The following is a 24,078-nucleotide window of genomic DNA, read 5'->3' as shown; positions in this document are numbered from 1 at the left end:
TTTTCTCCTTTATTCAAAAATTCCAGCTAGAACATTTACTTGTCCTAATAGTAACAAAATTCCCATTAAAATAATAAGGAAACCACCAATTTTCTTCAGTAGCATCATATGACGTTTAATTTTACTAAAATATGGCATAACTACGCCTGAAGCTAGAGCCAAAACCAAGAAAGGAATGGCCATTCCCAGAGTGTAAATAAGAGTATAGATAGCTCCTTGCCAAGCACCATTGCCTCCAGAAGCCGCAAGCGCTAAAACAGAACTCAAAACAGGACCAATACAAGGCGTCCAACCAAAGCTAAAAGTAATACCGAGTAAAAAGGCTGACCAATAACGATTGGCTTCTGATTTCTTAAAAGTAAAGCTTTTTTGAACCTCTAATTTCTTAAAATGAAAAATTTCCATCTGGTGAAGGCCTAAAATGATAATAATTGTTCCCATGGTATAGCGAAACCAATTGGCATAGAGAATATTACCAAAGTAACCAGCACCAAAGCCTAAAATAAAGAAAATGAGAGAGATACCTGCGATAAAGCAAAGAGTTCGAATCAGACCTGACCAGGCAACCTTTCTCCCAAACAAAGAAAAGCTTTTTGCACTTTCCTGATCATCCAATAAAATCCCAGCATAAACTGGCAAAAGAGGAAAGATGCAGGGAGAAAAGAAGGACAAGATCCCTGCTAAAAAAACGGAGATTGAAAATACTATCGTTTCCAATAAAAAACCAACTTTCTTAATAATTCTAATCCTATTTTACTATAATCAATTTCATTTGTATGATTTCTGCTACGCAAATTGAATTAGTCTGTATTTGAAAGATTTTCCGGTACTAGTTCATTCAGATTCTAGCCCCTTTTTTGCCCCCTATACACAAAAAAGCCTACTGCCCAAGCTAGAAAGCTTGATACAGTAGGCATTTGGAAGGTTGATTATTTAACAGCGTCTTTAAGAGCTTTACCAGCTTTGAATGCTGGAACTTTAGAAGCTGCAATTTTGATTTCTTTACCAGTTTGTGGGTTGCGACCTTTACGTGCAGCACGCTCACGAACTTCAAAGTTACCAAAACCGATCAATTGAACTTTTTCACCAGCTGCAAGGTACTCAGTTACTGCTGCGAATACAGCTTCAACTGCTGCTGCTGAGTCTTTCTTAGTCAATTCTGTAGCTTCTGCTACTTTAGCGATCAAATCTTGTTTGTTTGCCATGTTAATGATTCCTCCAATTTAATTTCTAATTAACAAATATAATCATATCCTAAAATCCCTTTTAGGTCAAGTTAAAAGCGCTATTTCTTCCCATTTTATTTATTTTTTTAGGAGTGGTAACGTACTAAAATAGCCCAAGCATTCTCACCCGTGTGAGTTTGAATAATAGAGCCCGTTTCCAAAACTGAAATAGGCTTTTCAACATAAGCTTGTAAGCTTTCTTTCATCTCTTTTGCCCAATCAGCACTACCAGAATATGAAATTCCAATCTCTGCTACAGAACGTTCAGAGAGCGATGTTATCAACTCATCTAACCATTTTTTAAAGGTTTTAGCTCCACGACCTTTAACGATTGGCTGCAACTCATGGTCTTTCATCTGCATGACAACACGGATATTGAGAAGTGAGCTCAACAATCCAGTTACACGGCCAATTCGTCCACCTTTTACTAAATTTTCCAAAGTTGAAACGCCAATATAGAGTTCTGTGTGGTTTTTAACCTCTTCTACATGAGATAAGATTTCCTCCAACTCCTTGCCTTCTTGCGCTAATTTTGCAGCCTCAACAACTTGGAATTTCAAGGCTTGGTCAGTGAAGGAACTATCAATAACTGTCACATCGGCAGTAGATAAGCTAGCACCTTGACGTGCCGCTTCTACAGTACCAGAAAGGGCATGAGACATATGAATAGCAAGAATCTGGCTACCATCTTTACATAGGTCTTCAAAAACTTCAGCAAAGACACCTACAGGTGGCTGACTTGTTTTCGGAAGATTTTTACTTTCTTGCATCAACTGAAGAAATTTACCTTCTTCTTTCAAATCCGCATCAGAATAGACAACATTATCAATCATTACAGATAACGGAACAACAGTGATATCTAATTGTTTTACTAGTTCAGGTTCAATAGTAACAGATGAATCGGTTACAATCTTAATTTTTGTCATAGTATCAATCTTTCTATTTTAGGATTCAGATTGGTTTTCTTACTTTTAATTATATCAAAAAAAGATTAAAAATCCTAATGGAGTCATTCAAATTTTCCTTAAAAATTTGATATAATCTACTTATAAGAAAAGAGGTCCCTATGATTAAAAAAATTTATCCCATTTTAACCATTTTACTAGGTGCTGCTATCTATGCTTTTGGTCTAACTTATTTTGTAGTTCCTCATCATCTCTTTGAGGGAGGGGCGACAGGTATTACCCTCATCACCTTTTATCTTTTTAAAATCCCTGTTTCTCTCATGAACCTGCTGATTAATATTCCCCTTTTCATCCTAGCTTGGAAGATTTTTGGAGCAAAGTCCCTCTATTCTAGTTTACTAGGAACCTTAGCCTTATCCGCCTGGTTGGCCTTTTTTGAACGTATTCCCTTTCATATTGATCTTCAAGGTGATTTACTAATCACTGCCCTTATAGCTGGGATTCTATTGGGAATTGGTCTTGGAATTATCTTTAATGCTGGAGGTACAACTGGTGGTACTGATATTCTAGCTCGTATTCTCAATAAATACACTCATATATCCATGGGGAAACTGCTCTTTATCTTAGATTTTTGTATTCTCATGCTGATTCTCCTAATCTTCAAAGATTTGAGATTGGTTTCCTACACGCTCTTATTTGATTTTATCGTTTCGCGTGTCATTGATTTGATTGGCGAAGGTGGCTATGCAGGTAAAGGATTTATGATTATCACAAAACGTCCTGACCAACTCGCTAAGGCGATTAATGATGACCTAGGTAGAGGCGTTACTTTCATCTCAGGTCAAGGCTACTATAGTCAAAAAGATTTGAAGATTATCTACTGTATTGTCGGAAGAAATGAAATTGTGAAAATGAAGGAAATGATTCATCGAATTGATCCTCAAGCCTTTATAACTATTACAGAAGCCCACGAAATCCTTGGCGAAGGCTTTACCTTTAAAAAAGAATAAAAAGAGGTCTTGTAGTGACCTCAAAAGTTAGACTACATCATCTATCTTTTGGGTTACAGACAACCTCTTTTTTAATTACGCAATCTCTTAAGACCAATTCCGAGCTAGTTCTTCATCAGCCTCTAACTGATCCACTAATTGGTCGACTGAGTCAAATTTGGTCATATCTCGAATGCGATCAAGCCAATAAACCATAACTGTTTCACCATAAATATCTTGATTAAAATCAAAAATGTTGACTTCAAAACGTGCTTCTTCTCCGTCAAAGGTCACATTTTTTCCAACACTAGCCATAGCACGATACTTCTGTCTTTGAATCTCAACATCAACAACATAAACACCATCTGCTGGCATATAAGTACGGTCTAAAAGCACCAAATTAGCAGTTGGATAACCAATCGTACGACCACGAGCGTTACCATGAACCACCATCCCTCTGGATGGAAGCGGTGCCCCCAAAAGTTCTCCTGCTTCTTTCACATTGCCATCTAAAATAGCTTGACGGATACGAGTTGAACTAATCTTTCCTTTCTCATCTTCTACAGGTGGGACAATGATAACTTCTCCATCAAAGTAATTCTTTAAATCTTCTGCCGTTTTTTTGTCAGAACCAAATGTATAATCAAAACCTGCAACAATAATTTTAGCATTCATAGCCTTAATATAAGTCGCAAAAAATTCTTCTGCGGTGAGACTAGCAAATTGACTACTAAAATCAAGGAGATATAATTCTTCTACACCTTCACGCTTTAATTTTCTTTCACGCTCAGCAGGATTCAAAATATGCAAAAATAGGTCAGGATGATAAGGCTCTAAAGCAATCTTTGGAGATTCATTAAAGGTCATAACTACGATAGGCAATAAATCCTTTCTCGCAGCCTTATTGGCAACACGAAATAGTTCTTGATGTCCCTTATGTATACCATCAAAATAGCCGAGAACAACGACCGAATCGGATGGTGTGCCAATATCTTTTTGATTTTTTATAGGAATAGTAATAATCATAAAATAATTATATCATAGTGATAGCTATTTCTGAACCAGAAAATCTGAAATGTCGTTTTTTTAAGCTGAAGTGTACCATTTTAGAAGAATTTTGTTTTTAAAATCAACATAACGTACAAGAGATTGACGTAAGAATCTTGAAATCAGAAAAACGCATCACATCAGCCCTTAAAACTTGATATAATGCGCTTTATTATGAAAAGTTCTAGTAAATTCTTTATAAAATCAACTTCCAGCAGCCTTTTCAATTTTTATTAATAAGTTCCTTCTTCACCTTGACTAGTCAAGATAACAGGACCATCTTTTGTAATCACGAATTGGTGTTCATATTGACAAGATAGACCACCGTCAATGGTCTTATGCGCCCAACCGGTCTTCATATCTGTATCAATTTCCCAGTCACCAGTATTAATCATTGGTTCAATGGTTAAGACCATTCCTTCACGGAGACGAAGCCCACGACCTGCAATACCATAGTTAGGAACCATTGGTTCTTCATGCATAGTTGGGCCAACACCATGACCAACCAAATCACGCACTACACCGTATCCACGACTTTCAGCGTATTCTTGAATCGCCGCACCGATATCACCGATACGATTTCCAACAACAGCTTGCTCAATCCCCTTATACATGGCTTCTTTAGTTACATCCATCAGATTTTTCACTTCTTCGGACGGTGTACCAACAGCATAAGCCCAACAAGAGTCTGCTAGGCCACCAGAATAGCTCTGAGTGTATTTTTTCATTTGTTCAACATTGTTGAAGTTTAATTTTGAGACATTCAGGTCAGATTTAGCAATTGGACCTCCCAAAACCATATCAACTTTGAGCAAATCACCATCTTTCAAGATATAGTGACGAGGGAAAGCATGAGCCACTTCATCATTAAGAGAGCAACAGGTAGCATAAGGATAGTCCATCATGGCACCGTCAACCCCAATCTGAAGTGGAAGGAAATTTTCTTCCTTACAACGACGGCGAACATATTCTTCAACTTCCCACATATCTACGCCAGGCTTAATCAAATCACGCAAGCCAATATGGATACTTGCTAAAAAATCACCGGCCTTATCCATAGCTTCGATTTCACGAGCTGATTTTAATGTTATCATTTTTTCTCCTAGTTTCTAATTAATTTTAACGGTTACATTAGCTTTTGAAACAATCTGATGACCATGATAAATATCGTAGTCAATAATAGCTGATCGTCTAGTATGATGGATAATGCGTGCTTGAATGCGCAGTATATCATCAATCTGAACAGCCTGCAAAAAGTAGATTAGCATCTGCTCAATAATAAGATTACGACCACTATTAACAACCAAATCTTGAGTCATGTGGGTCAGTATCTCCGCCAAAACACCATTAGCCAAAACACCATTTTTTTCTAGCATAAAAGGTTCCACTGTAATCACTACCTCATCATGGTGATAAGAAAGTTTTTGTCCAATCTGCTCAGAAAAAGTCGGTAGAGCCGAAACTTGGGAACGGCTCATCTTCTCCATGACATCTCGTCGCGTCACAACTCCAAGCAAGGTTTGATTATTCCGAACAACTGGTACCATTTCAAAGTCTTCAGCAATCATCCGTTGACTCACATTGGCAATATTTGTTGATAATCCAACCAAAAATAGACTACGCGACATGACCTTGTCAATTGTGGTACTTGGTGACTTATCACCAGCGTCTCTCATGGTTACAACTCCAACAACGACCTGGTGTTGATTGATAACTGGGAAACGACTGCTACGATTCTTACGAACTAAGTCCAAATAGTCTTTAACAGTGTCAGTCTCTCTCAAAAAACCATACTCATGACTCGGGCGATAAAGTTTCTCAACTGTCAGAATATCAGTCTTGATTTGTACATTTGACAGGGCTTTATTGATCATAGTCGCAATGGTAAAAGTGTCATTCTTGCTTCTCAAAACAGGAATCCCTTTTTGATTGGCCAGTTTAAGCACATCATCATGAACCTGAAATCCACCTGTAACCAGAACTGCATTTTCATTTTCCAGCGCTAGTAATTGGATACGGGTACGGTCTCCGACAATTAAAAGCCCCCCATCATGAAGGTAAGATAAGATATTTTGCTCAGTCATGGCACCGATTGAGAACTTACTAAATTCTCTCTCTAAACCTTCTTGACCAGCCAGAACCTCAGAAGAAGTCACTTCTGCAATTTCAGCAAACGTTAATCTCTCTATAGCAACTCTCTGAGATTTAACACGGATAGTACCACTTCTTGGGCGAGTCTCTACAATTCCACGATTTTCAGCTTCTTTAATGGCCCGATAAGCCGTTCCATCACTGACTCCTAGATGATTGGAAATGCTTCGAACACTGACTCTTTTACCAACAGGTAATTCTTCCAAATAACTTAGAATTTCTTGGTGTTTACTCATTAATTTCTCCCTTTACAAAGCGAAACTCAAGATAATCTCGCATTTTCCTTGTATAGCGATCACTTCCTTTAAACTGACGAATCAATCGAAATCCAGACTTAAGAGCAACCTTTTGGCTAGCTTCATTTTCAAGGTGGGTAATGACAGATAATTGTTTTAAACCAAGTTCCTCAAAAGAAAGTTGGCAAAGTTTTTTTACAACTTCAGTCATAAAACCTTGACACCACACATCTTTTCTCAAAAAATAACCAAGTTCTGCTTCTTTTTTAATTTCATCTAGCTTTTCAAACTTAATTGAACCAATCATTTTTTCAGTTTTCTTGTCACAAATAGCCCATACTCCTAATGGAGATTTCATAAAATAATTGGCCATTGCATATTGACTTTCTTCCAAACTTGCCTGAGTCGGGAAAATAAATTGGAGATTTTCTGGATTTGAAGCTATCTCATGGAAGTCCTTACTATCACTAAAAAAGAAAGGACGCAAATACAAGCGATCCGTTTCAAAAAAAGAAAACATTGCTAATTTGGTCCAAATATTCATAAACACCTCTACGGTTTATTCTTCAACAAGTGTAATATCAGCTCCTAGATTACGTAATTTTTCAATAATATCTGAATAACCACGTAAGATGAACTCAATATTTGTAATTTCAGTTTTGCCTTCAGCCATTAAACCAGCAATGACAAGTGCGGCCCCAGCTCTAAGGTCAGTAGCTTTTACATTTGCACCACGTAAACTACGGCCACCAGTATATAAAATATGGTCGTTTGTAGTCGTAATATCTGCGTCCATCTTTGCTAGTTCAAAAACATGGTTTACTCGTTTTTCATAAATGGTATCAATAATGGTACCACGACCCTCTGCTGTTAACAAGAGAGGAGTAATTGGTTGTTGCAAGTCAGTAGCAAAGCCTGGGTAAGGAGCTGTCTTAATATTAATTGCTTTCAAATTAGACTGTTCTTCGACAAAAATACTGTCCTCCGATACAGTCATTCTCACTCCCATTTCTTCCAACTTAGCGATGAATCCTTCTAAGTGTTCATAAAGAACATTATTAATACGAATTCCCTTACCGACTGCAGCAGCTAAAGAAATATATGTTCCTGCTTCAATACGGTCTGGAATCACCTGATGACGGGTTCCGTGTAATCTTTCAACACCATCAATAATGATGATATTGGTCCCAGCACCACGGATATGAGCACCCATATTATTTAAGAGAGTGGCAACATCAATAATCTCAGGTTCTCGGGCTGCATTTTCAATAATAGTACGACCATTTGCTTTAACCGCAGCAATCATCGTATTAATCGTCGCACCGACACTAACCGTATCCATGTAAATACTTGCACCGTGAAGTCCTGTATCTTTAGCAGATAACTTCATGTTATCTCCCTCGTAGCTAACAGTTGCTCCCATAGCTTCAAAAGCCTTAAGGTGTAAGTCAATAGGGCGAGGTCCCAAATCACATCCACCAGGTAAACCAACAGTAGCTTCACCAAAGCGACCTAAAAGACTTCCATAAAAATAATAAGATGCACGAAGACTATTGATTTTTCCGTATGGCATTGGAATATTCTGAACGCCCCTCGGATCAATCTCTAATACATCGTCATAACGCTTAACGGTAGCTCCCATTAACTCCATAATTTCGACAAGACTAGCAACATCGGAAATATCTGGCACACAATCCAAAGTTACAACATCATCTGCCAAAATAATAGCTGGAATCAAAGCTACGACACTATTTTTTGCACCACTAATGGTAATCTCACCTTGCAGGGGCAAGCCACCATTGATTACAATTTTTCTCATTTTAAATTTTTAATACTCTTTCAAAATTTCTAAAAAGGTCCTGCATTAAAGTATATCATAAATTCACCCTTTTTTCCATCATTTTCAATTATATTAGCTGAATCGGATTTATTAGTAAATGAGCTGTCTTGAAATGTTTTGCCCCCTAAATACAAAAATAGCCCTTCGGATAAAATCCGAGGGGCTAAAAACGTTGTTAAATCAACGGTCGAACTTTTGAATTTCAAGGTTCGGGATAAAATAGTTCACTGAACTATTTTATTTTTTAAGGTTGTAGAATGATTTCAATCCACGGTATTCTGCTACTTCACCAAGTTGGTCTTCGATGCGAAGCAATTGGTTGTATTTAGCGATACGGTCTGTACGTGAAAGTGAACCAGTCTTGATTTGTCCTGCGTTAGTTGCAACTGCGATGTCAGCGATTGTTGAATCTTCAGTTTCACCTGAACGGTGTGATACAACGGCAGTGTAACCAGCTTCTTTAGCCATTTCGATAGCTTCAAAAGTTTCAGTAAGAGTACCGATTTGGTTAACTTTGATAAGGATTGAGTTAGCAGCACCTTCTTGGATACCACGTGCAAGGTAGTCAGTGTTTGTTACGAAGAAGTCGTCACCAACAAGTTGTACTTTCTTACCAAGACGTTCAGTAAGAGCTTTCCAACCGTCCCAGTCATTTTCATCCATACCATCTTCGATAGTGATGATTGGGTATTTGTTTACCAATTCTTCAAGGTAGTCGATTTGTTCTGCAGCAGTACGTACAGCTGCTCCTTCACCTTCGAATTTAGTGTAGTCGTAAACTTTACGTTCTTTATCGTAGAATTCTGATGAAGCACAGTCAAATCCGATAAATACGTCTTTACCTGGAACATATCCAGCAGCTTCGATCGCAGCAAGGATAGTTTCAACTCCGTCTTCAGTTCCTTCAAAACGAGGAGCGAATCCACCTTCGTCACCTACGGCTGTTTCAAGACCACGAGATTTAAGGATTTTCTTAAGAGCGTGGAAGATTTCAGCACCCCAACGAAGAGCTTCTTTGAATGATGGCGCACCAGCAGGTACGATCATGAACTCTTGGAAAGCGATTGGAGCGTCAGAGTGAGAACCACCGTTGATGATGTTCATCATTGGAGTTGGAAGAACTTTAGTGTTGAATCCACCAAGGTAGCTGTAAAGTGGGATTTCAAGGTAGTCAGCAGCAGCACGAGCTACAGCGATAGACACACCAAGGATTGCGTTCGCACCTAATTTACCTTTGTTAGGAGTACCGTCAAGAGCGATCATAGCACGGTCGATAGCTTGTTGGTCACGTACATCGTAGCCGATGATAGCTTCAGCAATGATGTTGTTTACGTTGTCAACAGCTTTTTGTGTACCAAGACCACCGTAACGAGATTTGTCACCGTCGCGAAGTTCAACTGCTTCGTGTTCACCAGTAGAAGCTCCTGATGGAACCATACCACGTCCGAAAGCACCTGATTCAGTATAAACTTCCACTTCAAGTGTTGGGTTACCGCGTGAGTCTAGGACTTCGCGAGCGTAAACATCAGTAATAATTGACATTTTTTACTCTCCTTATGAGTTAAATTTTTTACACCTCTATAATACCTTAAAACCCCTCCTTTTTCAAGAAAAAACGTTATCTTTGTGCAAATTTTCCTTAACTTTATAAAGTAATCGCTTTCTTTTGTCTGTTTTATTCTAACTTTTATGATATACTGTTTTCATGACAGATTTATCAAAACAATTACTTGAAAAAGCTCATGGTGGCCCAAAATTAAATCCGGATGAGCAAAGACGCTATCTTGGTACCTTTGAGGAAAGAGTTCTTGGATATGCAGATATTGACACAGCAAATAGCCCTCAGCTAGAAAAAGGCTTTTTATCTATTTTAGAAAACCTTCAGGAAAAATCAGAGCCACTATTTGTGAAGATTTCACCAAATATCGAATTTGACAAGCAAGTTTTCTACTTAAAAGAAGCTAAAGAAACTGATAGTCAAGCTACCATTGTATCTGAAGAGCATTCTTCTTCTCCTTTTGGCCTGATTATCCATAGCAATGCACCAGTTCAAGTAGAAGAAAAGAACCTTCGACTTGCTTTTGCAAAACTTTGGGAAGGTAAAAAGGAAGAACCAGCCAAAACATCCATCTGGAAGAAATGGTTTGGCTAAATCTTGCGCATATTTAATAAATGCCCTACATTAGCAGCCGTGTGCTCCAAATAGAGACTGGCATTTTTCAAACTCTCTTCTAGAGGTTCACTTTTCTCCAAAATAGAAAAGGCAGCTTGGATATTTTCAAATGGTAGGGAAGGTAAATCTTCAGCGAGACTACCGCAAATAGCAATAACAGGAACTCCGACAGGGGTTCTTTTTGCTACCCCTATCGGCGCTTTCCCTGCTAAACTTTGACGATCTAGCCTTCCTTCTCCAACAATAACCAAGTCAGCATCTGAAACTTTCTTATCAAAGTTGATTAAGTTCAAGCAGGTATCAATTCCAGACACGATATTTGCTTGAGCAAAGGCACACAAACCGCCAGCAAGGCCTCCCCCAGCTCCTGCTCCTTTAATTTCCAATGTTACAGGTGAGGCTTTTTCATAAAAATCTTGGATTGCCTGATCTACGACTGCAAACATAGTAGGATGTAGGCCTTTTTGCTTGCCAAAAGTGTAAGTCGTACCTTGATGACCACATAAGGGACTTACGACATCTGCTAAAATACGAATTTGAACATCTTCAGGAATTTCATAGCGATTTTCTGTTGAAACAGAAGCTAAGTTTAATAAGGACTGACCGTAAGCAGGCAATACATTTCCATCCTAATCATAAAATTGATAACCCAATCCAGCAGCGATCCCAATTCCTCCGTCATTACTAGCCGTACCACCAACGCCAATATAGATTCCTTTAATCTCTTGACTAATGAGGTGGCGAATCAATTCTCCAATACCACAAGTTTGGATTTTCAGTGGATCTCGTTTCTCTAGCGGAATTTTTTCAAGGCCAACCAAATCAGCAACTTCAAATAGTGCCAGTTGACCTTTTTGAAAATAGCGCATTTCTTCTTTCTGTCCAAAAGGTCCTGTCACTTGGATCCATTTTTCTTCAAGGTCAATAGAATGTATAATAGCATCAACAGTGCCTTCTCCACCATCACCAACAGGGCAGAGGAGACATTCTACATCTGCTATCGATTGTTGGAAGCCTCTTTTTATTGCTTCAGCTACCTGTTGAGCGGACAAGCTTTCCTTAAACGAATCTGGTGCAATTACAATCTTCATATTTTCCCTCATTCTAAACAGTCAATCAAGGGAAGAACTTCTAAAAAATCCCTCTTGTCAACATGGTTTGGTATTTCTTGTTTCAGTACTTTTTTGGCACAAAAAGCAATTCCCAGTCCTGCTGACTTCAACATTAATAAGTCATTAGCCCCGTCACCGATTGCAACAGTTCTTTCTTGAGGAAGTTTTAGTTCCTCTCTCCATTTTTCCAGAGTCTCTTTTTTGACCTCAGGACTTATAATTTGTCCAATCAATTTTCCAGTTAAAAGACCATCTTTGACTTCAAGTTGATTGGCAGAGAAATAGGCAATACCAAGGAATTTTGCAAGCCTCTCAACTATTGGAGTAAATCCACCAGACACCAGACCAACCAAGATGCCATTCTTTTGAAGAATAGAGATGAATTCTTGGGCATTTGGCGATAGATGAATTGAGTTGAAGACTTTATCAAATACAGAAACAGGAAGTCCTTCCAACAAGGAAACTCTTTTTCTTAAACTGCTTTCAAAGTCTAACTCTCCTCTCATTGCCCGACTTGTAATCAGCGAAATTTCCTCCTCACGACCTGCCTCTCTTCCCAAAAGATCAATTACTTCTTCTAGGAGTAAGGTTCCATCAACATCCATAACACACAAACCTTTTACTTGAGACATCAGTTCTCCTCTCTAAACAGCCCAAAAATCGTATGAAGTCATCATACGATTTTATCTATTAATTAACTAAACTATGGTACAAGTCAAGGTATGACTTGCAGGCTGTATCCCATGAGAAATCACACCCCATAGCTTGTTTTTGTAAGTTTCTCCAAACGTCAGGATGGTTTCTATACAAGTCCAATGCTGTTTGGAAAGTCCAATTTAACCAATAAGGAGATAGATTGTCAAAGCTAAAGCCAGTACCGCTTCCTTCAATTGGATTAAAGGCTTGAACGGTATCTCGCAAGCCACCAACTTCGTGAACCAATGGCAAGGTTCCGTAACGCATAGCCATCATCTGAGACAAGCCACACGGTTCAAAACGACTCGGCATGAGGAAGAGATCACAAGCAGCGTAGATTTCTTGAGCTAGTTTGACATCAAAGGTAATATTTGCTGATAGCTTGTCTGGGTAGATTTGAGCAAACCATGAGAAAGCTCCTTCAAAGTCTGGATCACCAGTTCCTAAAAGAACAATCTGAACATCATTTTGCAAGATATGGTGCAGACTTTCCACCACCACATCAAAGCCTTTTTGACGTGTCAAACGAGAAACAATTCCCACCAGAGGAACGTCAGATCTAACTGGCAAGCCAACTCTCTCTTGTAATTTCGCCTTATTTTGTGCTTTTCCAGACAAATCTTCATGATTGAAATGATAGTCTAAAAGAGCATCCGTCTGAGGATTATAAAGATCAGCATCAATCCCATTCACGATACCAGACACCTTGCCAGACTCCATTCGAAGAATTTGATCCAAGTTACATCCGAACTGACTGGTCATAATTTCATGAGCATAACTAGGTGAAACGGTTGAAACACGGTCAGCATAAAGAATACCAGCCTTCATCCAGTTCAAACAGTTGTTCCAGCGAAGGGTGCCATCAGCGTATCGCTCAAAGCCAACTCCAAACAAATCCCATAACATTCCTTCTGAAAATTGTCCTTGGAATTCTAAATTATGAATAGTCAAAACAGTTTTTATTCCTTGATAGGATTGAATCCAACGGTATTTTTCCTTCAACAAGAAAGGAATCATAGCTGTATGGTAGTCATGAACATGGAGAAGGTCAGGAATAAAGTCAATTCTTTCCATAGCCTCAATGGCAGCCAGTTGGAAAAAGGCAAAGCGTTCTCCGTCATCAAAATCACCGTAAACATGACCACGGAAGAAATAATATTGATTGTCAATAAAGTAGAAAGTCACACCGTTTAAGACGGTTTTCTTAATTCCACAGTACTGCCTGCGCCAACCAACACTCACCTCAAAATGAAGAACATCTTCAATCTGATTTCCAAATTTAGCCTCTACCATGTCATAGTAGGGTAAAATTACTGCAACTTCATGTCCCGCTTTTACCAGTGATTTAGGAAGAGCGCCAATGACGTCTCCCAAACCACCTGTTTTTGAAAAGGGCGCACCCTCAGCTGCTACAAATAAAATTTTCATGAATGAATATCCTCTGTTACTTTAGCACCTTTCTTAACGACGACTGGATGTTCTGCAGTTCCACGGATCACAACTCCATCCGCAACTTCAACACCCTTGTCCAAGATAGCATATTCTACCTGAGCACCTTCTCCAATAACAACACGAGGGAATAAGATGCTATCTTTAACCAAGCTATCCTTATGGACATGAATATTACGTGATAAAACAGAATTAGCCACTTGACCTTCAATGATACTACCAGAGGCAAACTGAGAAGTGCTTACCTTAGATGTATTAGCATAATAAGTTGGCTCTTCGTTTTTTACCTTTGTGTAAATCTTTTGGTTTGGAGTAAATAGAGAGTAGAATTTTTGTGATTCAAGCATATCTTTGTTAGCTTGGTAATAAGACTCTACAGAATGAATATTTGCCAGATAACCTGTGTACTCGTAGGCAAAAGCCCCTTCTTTTGCCGCCAAATCCCGTAAAACATAACGCAATTTCTCTGGATGTTCTTTCTTAGCTTCTTCTTCTAAGCGTTCAATCAACCAAGGTGTATCGACGACAAAGATATCTGTGGACATATTGTAAACTTCATCTGATGATTTGCTATCAAAGAGTTTATGAGAACGAACATGGTCTGTTTCATCTACTTCTAAGATTGCATTTACTTCTGAAATATCTTTCTTAGGTAGTTTTTTATAAACTACAGTGATTGGACCTTTTGTTGTAGTGTGTAGGTGGAATACTTGGTTCAGATCAATATTAATTAAAACATCACAGTTAAGTGACACTGTTTGGTTTGAGCCGGAACGTTTCAAATAAGTAAGAAGCTGTTGGTAGTATTCTTTTCCAACTGTACTACTTTCCACACGTGTATTGTAAATACCTAGATAGTAGTGGCTAAGAAGAGTTGACAATCCCCACTCACGCCCTGAACGGATATGGTCAAAGACTGAACTGATATTGTCTTGTTGGAAAATACCAAAAATACTACGGACACCAGCATTAGCAAGACTTGAGAGCGGGAAGTCGATCAAACGATATTTACCACCAAATGGCAAACTAGCTACTGGACGGTGGTCTGTCAGTGTTGACATATCATGAAAACCAACTGTGTTTCCTAAAATGGCAGAATATTTATCAATCTTCATCTGTTGCTACCCCCACTACTTCATCATATCCTACAACTTGTACTTCTTCTGTTCCATCAATTTCGACACCATCAGAAATAACTGCACCTTCACCAATAATGGCACGTTTGATTTTAGCTCCCTGACCGACAATTGCACCACTCATGATAACTGAATCTACTACTTCTGCCCCTTCGCGAACTTGCGCACCTGTTGAGAGGATAGAATGTTTAACAGTTCCATCTACGAAACAGCCATCAACAACCAAGGAATCTTCCACGTGAGCATTTGCCCCAAGGAAGTTTGGTGGTGAAATTAAGTTTCTTGAGTAAATCTTCCATTGACGGTTACGGCTATCCAAGGCATTTTCTGGAGAAATGTACTCCATGTTAGCTTCCCAAAGCGATTCAATCGTACCAACATCTTTCCAGTAGCCATTAAACTCGTAGGCATAAACACTTTCACCTGACTCAAGGTAATTTGGAATGACATTTTTACCAAAGTCTGACATATCGACATTGCTCTTTTCAGCAGCAACAAGCATATTGCGGAGACGTTGCCAATCAAAGATGTAAATTCCCATAGAAGCTTTGGTAGATTTAGGTTGAGCTGGTTTTTCTTCAAATTCAACAATACGATTGTTTGCATCTGTATTCATGATACCAAAACGGCTAGCTTCTTTCAGAGGAACATCAAGAACTGCGACTGTCAAACTAGCATTATTATCCTTGTGAGACTGGAGCATATCATCATAGTCCATTTTGTAGATATGGTCCCCAGAGAGAATCAAGACATACTCAGGATTGACACTATCGATATAATCAATATTTTGGTAAATAGCGTGGCTAGTCCCCTCAAACCAACGATTTCCTTCACTTGCAGAATAAGGTTGAAGAATAGAGACACCAGAATTGATACCATCTAGTCCCCAGCTTGAACCATTCCCAATATGGTTGTTGAGAGCAAGTGGTTGGTACTGTGTAATGACTCCAACATTGTTGATGCCTGAGTTGGCACAGTTTGAAAGAGCAAAGTCAATGATACGGTAGCGCCCACCAAATTGCACAGCTGGTTTTGCGATGCTTTGAGTGAGTTTACCGAGACGAGTTCCTTGCCCACCAGCAAGAATCAAAGCTAACATTTCATTCTTCATTTTCTACTCCTTTTTGGTTTTTACTTGTGACGGTTTTAGTAGGTTTCAAGCGACGTTTGATTTTCCAAACACTTGCTCCCATAGCCGGTAGGGTAAAGGTCAAGGTCTGCTCATAATCTTTCCATAGCCCTTCTTGCGTTTGAACTGTTTGATTATGTTCTTTCCAAACGCCTCCCCACTCTTCTAACTCAGTATTCCAGACTTCTTCGTAAATCCCTGCAACAGGAAGTCCGATTGTAAAATCTTTTCGTTCAACAGGTGCCATATTAAAGATACAGACTAACATATCATCCTTCTTACCCTTACGGATGAAGGAAAGAACACTCTGGTCTCGATTATCCGCATCGATGATTTCAATGCCATCATAACTATTATCAATTTCCCACAGACAGCGATGGTCTTTATAAAACTGGTTTAGCTGAGAAGTGAAATACTTCATCTTAGCATTCATTGGATCTTCTAGGTTAGACCATTCCAACTGTTCTTCAGATTTCCATTCTAGAAATTGCCCATATTCACTTCCCATAAAAAGTAACTTCTTACCCGGGTGACAAATCTGGTAGGTATATAGATTTCTCAAGCCAGCAAATTGGTTGTAACGATCACCCCACATCTTATGCATCATACTCTTCTTACCATGGACAACCTCATCATGTGAAAATGGTAAGAGGTAGTTTTCTTTAAAGACATACATAAAGCTGAAAGTCACCAGGTTAAAGTCATATTTACGATAAATAGGATCTTCTTCGTAGAATCGGAGGATATCATTCATCCACCCCATATTCCATTTATAGTCAAATCCTAGACCATCTGAATCCTTAGTGTCAGTAATCTGAGTAGCTGATGAACTTTCCTCAGCTATCATCATAACGTCTGGATGAACTAGTTTAATCACATCATTCAAGCGTTGAAGGAAATAATAACCTTCATAGTTGAGATTGCCACCATCTTTATTAGGTGTCCATGGAGCATCATCGTAGTCAAGATAGAGCATGTTGCTAACCGCATCCACGCGAATACCATCTAAATGATAAAAATCAATCCAAAACTTAATACTAGAAATCAAGAAAGACTGGACTTCATTCTTTCCAAGGTCAAAATTGAGTGCTCCCCAACCGTAGTTATGAGCCTTATTATGGTCTTGGTATTCAAAAGTCGGTGTTCCATCATAATAGGCCAAGGCATCATCATTGATAGTAAAGTGACCAGGTACCCAGTCTACAATAACACCTATATTGTTTAAGTGACATTCCTCAACAAAATCTTGAAACTCTTCAGGACGACCATAGGCATGCTCTAGAGCAAAGTAACCCATAAGCTGATAGCCCCAACTCAAACCTAGTGGGTGAGACATCAGGGGCATAAACTCAATGTGAGTATAATTCATCTCAACCAAGTAAGGAATGAGTTCATCTTTCAATTGAGCAAAACTATAGGGGCTGCCATCCGGATTTCTCTTCCAAGAGCCAGCATGAGCCTCATAAATATTGACAGGACGCTCTTCAAAGCTCAAGCGTTTTCTACGGGCTAGCCAGAGGCCATCCTTCCATTTCTTTTCTGAAATATCTGTTAAAATAGCCCCAGTACCAGGTCGTGCCTCATATCGAACAGCCAAAGGGTCAATCTTCATCAGCTGATGACCGTTTGATCGTGTGATATGGTACTTATAAATTTGGCCTTCTTGAGCAAGACTGGTAAAGACTTCCCAAACTCCAAATTCATTCCGTTCCATCGGGATTTGATTTTCAACCCAATTGGTGAAATCCCCTACCAAGTGAACAGCCTGAGCATTAGGCGCCCACACACGAAAAGTATAGCCATACTCTCCATCTTTTTCTTCCCTATGAGCTCCCAGATAGTGCTGGAGGTGAAAATTTTCACCTGTCATAAAGGTTTTTAAAGCATTATTCTTATCCATACACCCTCCTATTTCTGTAAGCGTTTTCTATAGATTTATTATACTACCTTTTTAGGGAAGATTCAAGTAAATTACGGAATTTGCAAAAAAATCTTTTGAAAGTCTTCAACAAATTCACTGATGTGTTCACTTGTAAATCAAGAAATTTTCAGAAACGCTTTGAAAACGAATTGTTTTTTTATAATACTATCATAAAGTTCGTTATTTAGCTAACAAAAATATAATTTTAAGTAAAAAAAATAAATCAGGAAATGAATCTCCTGATTTTATTAACAGATAAAGCACCATAAATGAATTTAAATTGAAAATCTATTCTACAAAACTTTAAAGACGCTGGCACTGACGCCACCAACCATGTCTTTATCACTTAAATGGCTATTGGTCACCAATAGTTCTAGATTTCCAGCATTTTCAAACTGGAAGTCTTGCCCTTTAGCATTAAAGACAACCAGTAAATGTTCTTCCCCTTGAATCTCATAGACAATCAAACCACTATGTTCATTTGCTGAATGAACAAAAACATGATGGTAAATTTCATCATAAGTTGGGTAAGAAAAGGCACCGGTTCCTGTCTTCAATCGAATCATCTGACGGATAAACGCAATACTATCTTGACGCTCATTAATCAAGTCCCAGTTCACTTGGTTCACGCTGTCTGGAGCATTATAGCTATTCATAGCACGCTCTCTATCATCATGGGTCAGTTCACCATTTTCACCCGTCGCAACCAGTTTGGTACGACCAAATTCTTGACCGATTTCCATAAAGGTCATCCCTTGCATGAGTAGGTTCATAGCTGTGGCTGTCTCAACCTTGCGCATGATTTGCTCTGAACTTTGGTCTGGATGTAGGGTTGCCAACAAATCATGAAGATTGTAATTGTCATGGGCTTCCACATAATTCAGCACTTGATTTGGATGTGTATATGTTCCTAATTCACGGCTACCTAGGATTGCTTTGGCTAGAATTGGCTCTGTCGCAGCACCACTAACAAAGCCTGACTTGATAGCACCATAAACTTCTCCACCTTTTACAGCATCACGCTGATTGTCATTAAAGAAACCGATGTTTGGCATCTGGTAGGCATTGTCTTTCTTGGCCTTGTCATAAGGTGCAAGACCTGTTCCCATATCCCAACCTTCTCCATAAAGGATAATGTTAGGGTCAATTTCATCCAAGCTCTGACGAATCATCTGCATGGTCTTAACATCATGAATCCCCATCAAATCAAAACGGAAGCCGTCAATATTGTATTCCTGCACCCAGTATAGAAGAGAATCAATCATATACTTGCGGAACATTTCGTGTTCACTGGCTGTTTCATTTCCAACACCCGTTCCATTTTGGAAGGTGCCATCTGGATTCATACGATAGTAGTAATCAGGGACAGTTGTTTGGAAAGGTGCATCAACAACTGAGAAGGTATGGTTATAGACCACATCCATAATGACACCAATGCCAGCATCGTGATAGGCTTGAACCATGGTCTTCAAATCACGAATAACCTGAGCAGGATCCTCTGGGTTTGTTGAAAGGCTCGTCTCTGGTGCGTTATAGTTTTGTGGGTCATAGCCCCAGTTGTAGGTGACATTCCCATCTGCATCATATTCTTTGTGACGGTCTGCAATTGGTTGCAACTGAACATAATTATATCCCAGCTTCTTGATGTAATCAAAAGCAGTTGCTTGGCCATACTGGTTAACCGTTCCAGTCTGTGCAGCACCTAAGAAAGTTCCTCGAAGATGTTCATCCACACCTGAGGTCGGTGATTTGGTCAAATCACGAATGTGCATTTCACAGATAACTGCCTTACATGGATTTTCCAAGCGCCAAGTAGCCTCAGAACCGTGCTTAACCTCAAAGTTTTCAACTTGCTTTTCTGCATGGCTCAGAATAGCTGAACGTTTGCCATCAGGACTGGTTGCAATGGTATAAGGATCGCGTGTCAGTGTTTGGTGGTGAGGAAATTGGACTTGATACTGATAAGCCTTACCAGTCAAATCTTCCTCAACATCCAAACTCCAGACACCGATTGTATTGTCTTTATGATTATAAGAGTAGCTATTGCCTCTTTCCATATCAAAAGTTTTCCAAACAGGTGCGTCATTAGCAGCTGATTCATAAACGACTATCTGCACTTCTGTCGATGTTGGAGCCCAAAGAGCAAAATGAGCTTGATTATCCTCTACACGGCACCCCAATTCCCCTTGGTAACCCCAATGATGATCAAAACTAGCACTGTTAATGGCCTTATCAAAGGCAAAAGGATTTTGATTCTTATAGAAAGGACTGGCAATAGCAGGATTTTCAGAGTAATAAATCCTATCATCCCCTTCCAAAATCCAGACTTCTGTTAAAAGAGGATAATGATTAAAACGGATAGCATATTCTTTACTGGTTTGACCTGTATGAACCACAAAATTCAAACTTTCTAAGGCATGAGAACTTGGGTGTTCAAAACTAAATAAGGCACCAAAATAATCTTCTTTGTAGGTTAGCAAATCAATTCGCTGGTCCTGACTTTTTACAAAAGAGCAAGTGTCATATTCTCCATTCTTGCGATGGTAATGAATGCGCATAGGGTAGTTATACATTTTTTATTTTTCCTTTTTACTTCTTGATTTGTTTCTATTTCACTAATAAATTCTTGACCGATTTTGTCCCGATTAACAAACATAGTCATATTATCTAAACTCTGTTTTTAAACGATTATTACAAACTTTCTAGCCAAGCTTCATCTCGAACCTCGATACCAAGTTCTTGTGCTTTTTGCAGTTTACTTCCAGCGTCTGCACCTGCCACGACGAGGTCGGTCTTTTTAGAAACACTGCCTGTTACCTTAGCACCTAGACTTTCGAGTTTATTTTTAGCTTCTGAGCGCTTGAGTCGTTCCAATTTTCCAGTCAATACCACGGTCAAACCTGACAAGGCTGCATCCGCTACTACCGTCTGTCCTTTATAGTCCAGATTGACCCCAGCTTCTTTCAATTCTCTGAGGAGAATTTCAGAGCCTTCTGTCGCAAAATAAGTCTGGAGACTCTTGGCAATCACACCACCCAGACTTTCAATACTAGCCACTTCCTCTGGATCTGCCTGAGCCAGATTTTCAATCGAGTGAAAATGTTGAAGTAAAAGCTGACTGGCCTTGCTTCCGACATGGCGAATTCCCAAACCAAACAATAGTTTCTCAGCTGAGTTTTCCTTAGATGCTTGGATGGCCTGATACAGTTTAGAAGCAGACTTTTCCTTAACCCCCTCTAAAAGGAGGAAATCTTCTTCTTTCAAACGATAAATATCCGCCACATCCCTAACTAAATTCTCAGCAAAGAGTTTCTCAACAATAGATGGACCAAGGCCTGTAATATTCATAGCATCACGAGAAGCAAAGTGAATCAAACCTTCCATGATTTGGGCAGGACAACGCGGATTTATACAACGGAGAGCCACTTCATCTTCAAAGTGCAACAAGTCAGACTCACAACTTGGGCAGTTTGTAGGGATATCTAGTTTTTCTTCAGAAACCCGTTTGGACTCTACCACACGTAAAACGGCAGGGATGATGTCGCCAGCCTTATATACGATAACCGTGTCGTCTTTGCGGATATCTTTTTCAGCAATATAATCCACATTGTGCAGGGTCGCACGGCTAACAGTTGTACCAGCTAGTTGTACTGGTGTTAAATTCGCAGTTGGGGTTACAACACCCGTACGGCCAACTGTCCAGTCAACTGAGAGTAATTGAGCTTCTTTTTCTTCAGCTGGGAACTTATAGGCTACTGCCCACTTTGGAGCCTTGACGGTAAAACCAAGTTCTTCTTGGCTTGCTAAGTCATTAACCTTGATCACCACACCATCGATATCATAAGGCAGATTCTCCCGTTCCTCTCCTACTTCTTGGATAAAATTCCAGATTTCATCTATATTTTCAGCCAAAATCCGCTTAGGATTGACTACAAAACCAAGTTGTTCTAGGTGCTTCAAAACCTTTTCTTGGCTGTCACGAGTTGAAGGGCTGGCTTCTTGATAGAGAAACGTTGCAAGATTGCGCTTGGCAACTACTGCTGTATCCAACTGTCGCAGGGTTCCTGCCGCTGCATTACGAGGATTAGCAAATTCGGGCTCTCCATTTTCTTGTCGAGCTTGGTTAACCTGGTCAAAAGAAGCGCGTGGCATATAACATTCTCCACGAACTGTGATATCTAGTTCTTCTGGCAAAGTTAAGGGAATGTCCTTAACGCGTTTAAGATTTTCTGTAATATTTTCACCAATAGAACCATCACCACGTGTTGCCCCAGCAACCAAAATCCCCTTTTCATAAGTCAGCGAGATAGACAAGCCATCGATTTTCAGCTCACAAATATAGGTCGGATGAGCCACTTCCTTACGAACACGCGCATCAAAAGCTTCAAGTTCCTCACGTGAAAAAGCATCCTGCAAACTATAAAGAGGATACTGATGACTGTATTTTTCAAAACCATCTAAGACTTTACCACCAACACGATGGGTCGGACTGTCTGCTAACACTTGATCTGGATAGGCAGTTTCTAACTCAACCAACTCTCGGTAAAGGCGATCATACTCACTGTCTGAAACCGAGGGATTATCGCTGGTATAGTACTCAGCCGCATAGCGATTGAGCAAGGCGACTAACTCATTCATTCTTTTATTCATAAAACCATTTTACCATAAATTAAGCCCTCCTCACAAACGAGAAGGGCGGAAAAAACACTTAGATTGGAATTATTTTTGAAGTCCAAGCAAACTTATGTCTCTTTTTCAAAACGGGTTCGAACATAGCCTAGAGCTAAGAAAGATAAAACGACAACTCCAAGTCCTATAATCAAGAAAGAATAAAGATGGACACTTGGAAGAAAGGTCATTAAACCTGTTGCTATAGGCATAAATAGTATAGCTAAGGTATAAATCGAACTGAGAACTCTTCCCAGATATTCACCTTCAACCTTGGTTTGTACTTGAGTAAAAAAGTGAATATTGAAAATCGTCATAAAGAGTTCACAAACGAAATTGCCTGAAAAAGTAAGATAGGATGGGAGGGTAAATCCCATTATCATCACCCCAAGTCCAGTCAGAGCCAATAAAAACAAAAGCATTTCCATACTGGCTTTAATCTTGCTAGCTAACAGGGTCCCAACAATAGACCCAATAGCACCCATAGTTAAAATAGTGGCATAGGCACCTTGTACTCCATAGAGCTGATTTGAAAAGGGGAGGAGGTAATTAAAAGCTGCGAAAAAAAAATTGACACTTGAAGACATGACTAACAAAAAGAAGATTTCCTTTTGCTTCACAATATAGTGAACTCCCTCCTTGATATCAGAAAAAATAACTTTGAATGTAAGTTTCTTCTCCCCCAAAGTCTTCTCTTCTTTCTTTGGAAGCAGGGCTACCAAACCAAAAGCAAGAAAAAAACTAAGGGCATCTAATACCAAGATAATGCGAAGACTTGCGAATTGTAAAACCAAAAAAGAAAGCACAGGGGAACTCACACTGACAACCTGCATCACCAATTCCAAACGAGAATTGTAGAGGACCAGTTCATCTTTCTCTACCAATTCTGTGATAATGGCCTTATTTGCTGGTCTAGAAAAGGCAAAAGCAATAGCCTGCACAATATTAGCAACAATCAAAGCTCCAATCATCCAGCTGTCATTTCTTATAAAAGAAATAGCCAGACAAAGAATCCCACAAACAAGATCCATCGCCATTAAAATCCTACGACGAGAAAAACGGTCTGAAACGACTCCGCCAAAAGGATTTACGAGAATAGATGTGACGAGTTCAGAAATCTGATACATTCCTAAAACAGTCTGCCCGATAGTCCCCATGGACGCCAACCAAACACTATTTCCATAATCATAGAGCATATTCCCTATCTTGTTAACAGCTCCACGACTAATCAGCTGTACTGCATAGCGATTCATATAAAAACTCCTCTCAAATTTTGAAACTATTGTATCAAAACCGAAAGGAGCTTTTTCATTTTTCCCTTATTAGAGCATATTCCCTATCTTGTTAACAGCTCCACGACTAATCAGCTGTACTGCATAGCGATTCATATAAAAACTCCT

Annotated in this window: 19 protein-coding genes and 1 pseudogene; 2 read left to right on the top strand and 18 right to left on the bottom strand. The window is 39.3% G+C overall.

Translation table 11 applies throughout. The features are described 5' to 3' along the window. Positions 1-9: 9 nt before the first annotated feature. The 3 genes from ccdA2 to K1I71_RS05930 all read right to left on the bottom strand — a co-directional run bounded on the left by ccdA2 (position 10) and on the right by K1I71_RS05930 (position 2,152). Positions 10-717, bottom strand: a complete 708-nt coding sequence (gene ccdA2 / locus K1I71_RS05940) for a thiol-disulfide oxidoreductase-associated membrane protein CcdA2 (protein ID WP_223330458.1) — start codon at positions 715-717, stop codon at positions 10-12. 212 nt (positions 718-929) lie between these two features. Beyond that, a complete protein-coding gene (locus K1I71_RS05935; protein WP_001284640.1) occupies positions 930-1,205 on the bottom strand; it encodes an HU family DNA-binding protein in 276 nt (91 codons plus the stop codon). A 107-nt stretch (positions 1,206-1,312) separates the two neighbouring features. Next, positions 1,313-2,152: a DegV family protein gene (locus K1I71_RS05930; RefSeq protein WP_049500761.1), complete on the bottom strand. Its 840-nt coding sequence runs from the start codon at positions 2,150-2,152 to the stop codon at positions 1,313-1,315. A 140-nt stretch (positions 2,153-2,292) separates the two neighbouring features. On the opposite strand from K1I71_RS05930, the gene K1I71_RS05925 reads away from it, so the two are divergent. Further along, positions 2,293-3,141 (top strand): YitT family protein, encoded by an 849-nt coding sequence (locus K1I71_RS05925; protein ID WP_223330457.1) that lies wholly within the window; start codon positions 2,293-2,295, stop codon positions 3,139-3,141. A gap of 87 nt (positions 3,142-3,228) precedes the next feature. Here K1I71_RS05925 and K1I71_RS05920 read toward each other — a convergent pair whose 3' ends face one another. The 6 genes from K1I71_RS05920 to eno all read right to left on the bottom strand — a co-directional run bounded on the left by K1I71_RS05920 (position 3,229) and on the right by eno (position 9,936). Continuing rightward, positions 3,229-4,146: a bifunctional riboflavin kinase/FAD synthetase gene (locus K1I71_RS05920; RefSeq protein ID WP_223330456.1), complete on the bottom strand. Its 918-nt coding sequence runs from the start codon at positions 4,144-4,146 to the stop codon at positions 3,229-3,231. Positions 4,147-4,400: 254 nt separating this feature from the next. Continuing rightward, positions 4,401-5,261, bottom strand: coding sequence for a methionyl aminopeptidase (locus K1I71_RS05915; protein WP_000631543.1), 861 nt, complete (start codon positions 5,259-5,261; stop codon positions 4,401-4,403). A gap of 15 nt (positions 5,262-5,276) precedes the next feature. Continuing rightward, positions 5,277-6,554: a CBS-HotDog domain-containing transcription factor SpxR gene (spxR, locus tag K1I71_RS05910; protein ID WP_223330455.1), complete on the bottom strand. Its 1,278-nt coding sequence runs from the start codon at positions 6,552-6,554 to the stop codon at positions 5,277-5,279. Further along, positions 6,547-7,098: a GNAT family N-acetyltransferase gene (locus K1I71_RS05905; protein WP_223330466.1), complete on the bottom strand. Its 552-nt coding sequence runs from the start codon at positions 7,096-7,098 to the stop codon at positions 6,547-6,549. The genes spxR and K1I71_RS05905 overlap by 8 nt, the downstream gene beginning before the upstream one ends. Before the next feature lie 15 nt (positions 7,099-7,113). Beyond that, a complete protein-coding gene (locus tag K1I71_RS05900) occupies positions 7,114-8,373 on the bottom strand; it encodes a UDP-N-acetylglucosamine 1-carboxyvinyltransferase (protein ID WP_049510548.1) in 1,260 nt (419 codons plus the stop codon). A gap of 258 nt (positions 8,374-8,631) precedes the next feature. Continuing rightward, a complete protein-coding gene (gene eno, locus K1I71_RS05895; RefSeq protein WP_050200935.1) occupies positions 8,632-9,936 on the bottom strand; it encodes a surface-displayed alpha-enolase in 1,305 nt (434 codons plus the stop codon). Between the two features lie 163 nt (positions 9,937-10,099). Here eno and K1I71_RS05890 point away from each other — a divergent pair, with 163 nt between their 5' ends. Beyond that, positions 10,100-10,546, top strand: coding sequence for a DUF1694 domain-containing protein (locus K1I71_RS05890; protein ID WP_223330454.1), 447 nt, complete (start codon positions 10,100-10,102; stop codon positions 10,544-10,546). Here the strand turns inward: K1I71_RS05890 and K1I71_RS05885 are convergent. From K1I71_RS05885 to K1I71_RS05845, 9 genes and pseudogenes are all read right to left on the bottom strand, one after another. Next, positions 10,543-11,658: pseudogene (locus K1I71_RS05885) on the bottom strand (glycerate kinase). The gene K1I71_RS05890 and the pseudogene K1I71_RS05885 sit on opposite strands and share 4 nt — an antisense overlap. An 8-nt stretch (positions 11,659-11,666) precedes the next feature. Beyond that, positions 11,667-12,311 carry a phosphoserine phosphatase SerB gene (gene serB, locus K1I71_RS05880; protein WP_173234055.1) on the bottom strand — a complete coding sequence of 215 codons (645 nt, stop codon included), beginning with the start codon at positions 12,309-12,311 and terminating at the stop codon, positions 11,667-11,669. Positions 12,312-12,369: 58 nt separating this feature from the next. Then, positions 12,370-13,803, bottom strand: a complete 1,434-nt coding sequence (gene glgA / locus K1I71_RS05875) for a glycogen synthase GlgA (protein WP_223330453.1) — start codon at positions 13,801-13,803, stop codon at positions 12,370-12,372. Continuing rightward, positions 13,800-14,939, bottom strand: a complete 1,140-nt coding sequence (gene glgD, locus K1I71_RS05870) for a glucose-1-phosphate adenylyltransferase subunit GlgD (protein WP_125415690.1) — start codon at positions 14,937-14,939, stop codon at positions 13,800-13,802. Before glgD ends, glgA begins: the two co-directional genes overlap by 4 nt. Then, positions 14,929-16,071, bottom strand: a complete 1,143-nt coding sequence (locus tag K1I71_RS05865; protein WP_020902830.1) for a glucose-1-phosphate adenylyltransferase — start codon at positions 16,069-16,071, stop codon at positions 14,929-14,931. The genes glgD and K1I71_RS05865 overlap by 11 nt, the downstream gene beginning before the upstream one ends. Next, complete coding sequence (gene glgB, locus K1I71_RS05860; RefSeq protein WP_223330452.1) at positions 16,061-17,989, bottom strand: 1,4-alpha-glucan branching protein GlgB; 1,929 nt, start codon at positions 17,987-17,989, stop codon at positions 16,061-16,063. Before glgB ends, K1I71_RS05865 begins: the two co-directional genes overlap by 11 nt. Positions 17,990-18,303: 314 nt before the next feature. After that, the gene (gene pulA / locus K1I71_RS05855) at positions 18,304-20,583 is read right to left on the bottom strand and encodes a type I pullulanase (RefSeq protein ID WP_223330451.1); all 2,280 of its coding nucleotides are present in this window, start codon (positions 20,581-20,583) and stop codon (positions 18,304-18,306) included. Positions 20,584-20,701: 118 nt separating this feature from the next. Next, a complete protein-coding gene (gene ligA, locus K1I71_RS05850) occupies positions 20,702-22,660 on the bottom strand; it encodes an NAD-dependent DNA ligase LigA (protein WP_223330450.1) in 1,959 nt (652 codons plus the stop codon). A gap of 92 nt (positions 22,661-22,752) precedes the next feature. Next, positions 22,753-23,931: an MFS transporter gene (locus tag K1I71_RS05845; RefSeq protein WP_223330449.1), complete on the bottom strand. Its 1,179-nt coding sequence runs from the start codon at positions 23,929-23,931 to the stop codon at positions 22,753-22,755. Positions 23,932-24,078: the final 147 nt, after the last annotated feature.

Origin of the sequence: Streptococcus mitis, assembly GCF_019929545.1 — a bacterium.
GTDB lineage: Bacteria > Bacillota > Bacilli > Lactobacillales > Streptococcaceae > Streptococcus > Streptococcus mitis_BU.
Note: the sequence above shows the minus strand (reverse complement) of the source record. Positions and strands in the feature narration are given on the sequence as shown.

What these genes read in the sequence shown, in the direction of transcription:
- ligA (WP_223330450.1), bottom strand. Translation starts at nt 22,660, where the DNA reads ATGAATAAAAGAATGAATGAGTTAGTCGCCTTGCTCAATCGCTATGCG.
- pulA (WP_223330451.1), bottom strand. Translation starts at nt 20,583, where the DNA reads ATGTATAACTACCCTATGCGCATTCATTACCATCGCAAGAATGGAGAA.
- glgA (WP_223330453.1), bottom strand. Translation starts at nt 13,803, where the DNA reads ATGAAAATTTTATTTGTAGCAGCTGAGGGTGCGCCCTTTTCAAAAACA.
- K1I71_RS05920 (WP_223330456.1), bottom strand. Translation starts at nt 4,146, where the DNA reads ATGATTATTACTATTCCTATAAAAAATCAAAAAGATATTGGCACACCA.
- K1I71_RS05915 (WP_000631543.1), bottom strand. Translation starts at nt 5,261, where the DNA reads ATGATAACATTAAAATCAGCTCGTGAAATCGAAGCTATGGATAAGGCC.
- glgD (WP_125415690.1), bottom strand. Translation starts at nt 14,939, where the DNA reads ATGAAGATTGATAAATATTCTGCCATTTTAGGAAACACAGTTGGTTTT.
- K1I71_RS05930 (WP_049500761.1), bottom strand. Translation starts at nt 2,152, where the DNA reads ATGACAAAAATTAAGATTGTAACCGATTCATCTGTTACTATTGAACCT.
- K1I71_RS05935 (WP_001284640.1), bottom strand. Translation starts at nt 1,205, where the DNA reads ATGGCAAACAAACAAGATTTGATCGCTAAAGTAGCAGAAGCTACAGAA.
- K1I71_RS05925 (WP_223330457.1), top strand. Translation starts at nt 2,293, where the DNA reads ATGATTAAAAAAATTTATCCCATTTTAACCATTTTACTAGGTGCTGCT.
- serB (WP_173234055.1), bottom strand. Translation starts at nt 12,311, where the DNA reads ATGTCTCAAGTAAAAGGTTTGTGTGTTATGGATGTTGATGGAACCTTA.
- K1I71_RS05900 (WP_049510548.1), bottom strand. Translation starts at nt 8,373, where the DNA reads ATGAGAAAAATTGTAATCAATGGTGGCTTGCCCCTGCAAGGTGAGATT.
- K1I71_RS05905 (WP_223330466.1), bottom strand. Translation starts at nt 7,098, where the DNA reads ATGAATATTTGGACCAAATTAGCAATGTTTTCTTTTTTTGAAACGGAT.
- spxR (WP_223330455.1), bottom strand. Translation starts at nt 6,554, where the DNA reads ATGAGTAAACACCAAGAAATTCTAAGTTATTTGGAAGAATTACCTGTT.
- K1I71_RS05865 (WP_020902830.1), bottom strand. Translation starts at nt 16,071, where the DNA reads ATGAAGAATGAAATGTTAGCTTTGATTCTTGCTGGTGGGCAAGGAACT.
- eno (WP_050200935.1), bottom strand. Translation starts at nt 9,936, where the DNA reads ATGTCAATTATTACTGATGTTTACGCTCGCGAAGTCCTAGACTCACGC.
- K1I71_RS05890 (WP_223330454.1), top strand. Translation starts at nt 10,100, where the DNA reads ATGACAGATTTATCAAAACAATTACTTGAAAAAGCTCATGGTGGCCCA.
- glgB (WP_223330452.1), bottom strand. Translation starts at nt 17,989, where the DNA reads ATGGATAAGAATAATGCTTTAAAAACCTTTATGACAGGTGAAAATTTT.
- K1I71_RS05845 (WP_223330449.1), bottom strand. Translation starts at nt 23,931, where the DNA reads ATGAATCGCTATGCAGTACAGCTGATTAGTCGTGGAGCTGTTAACAAG.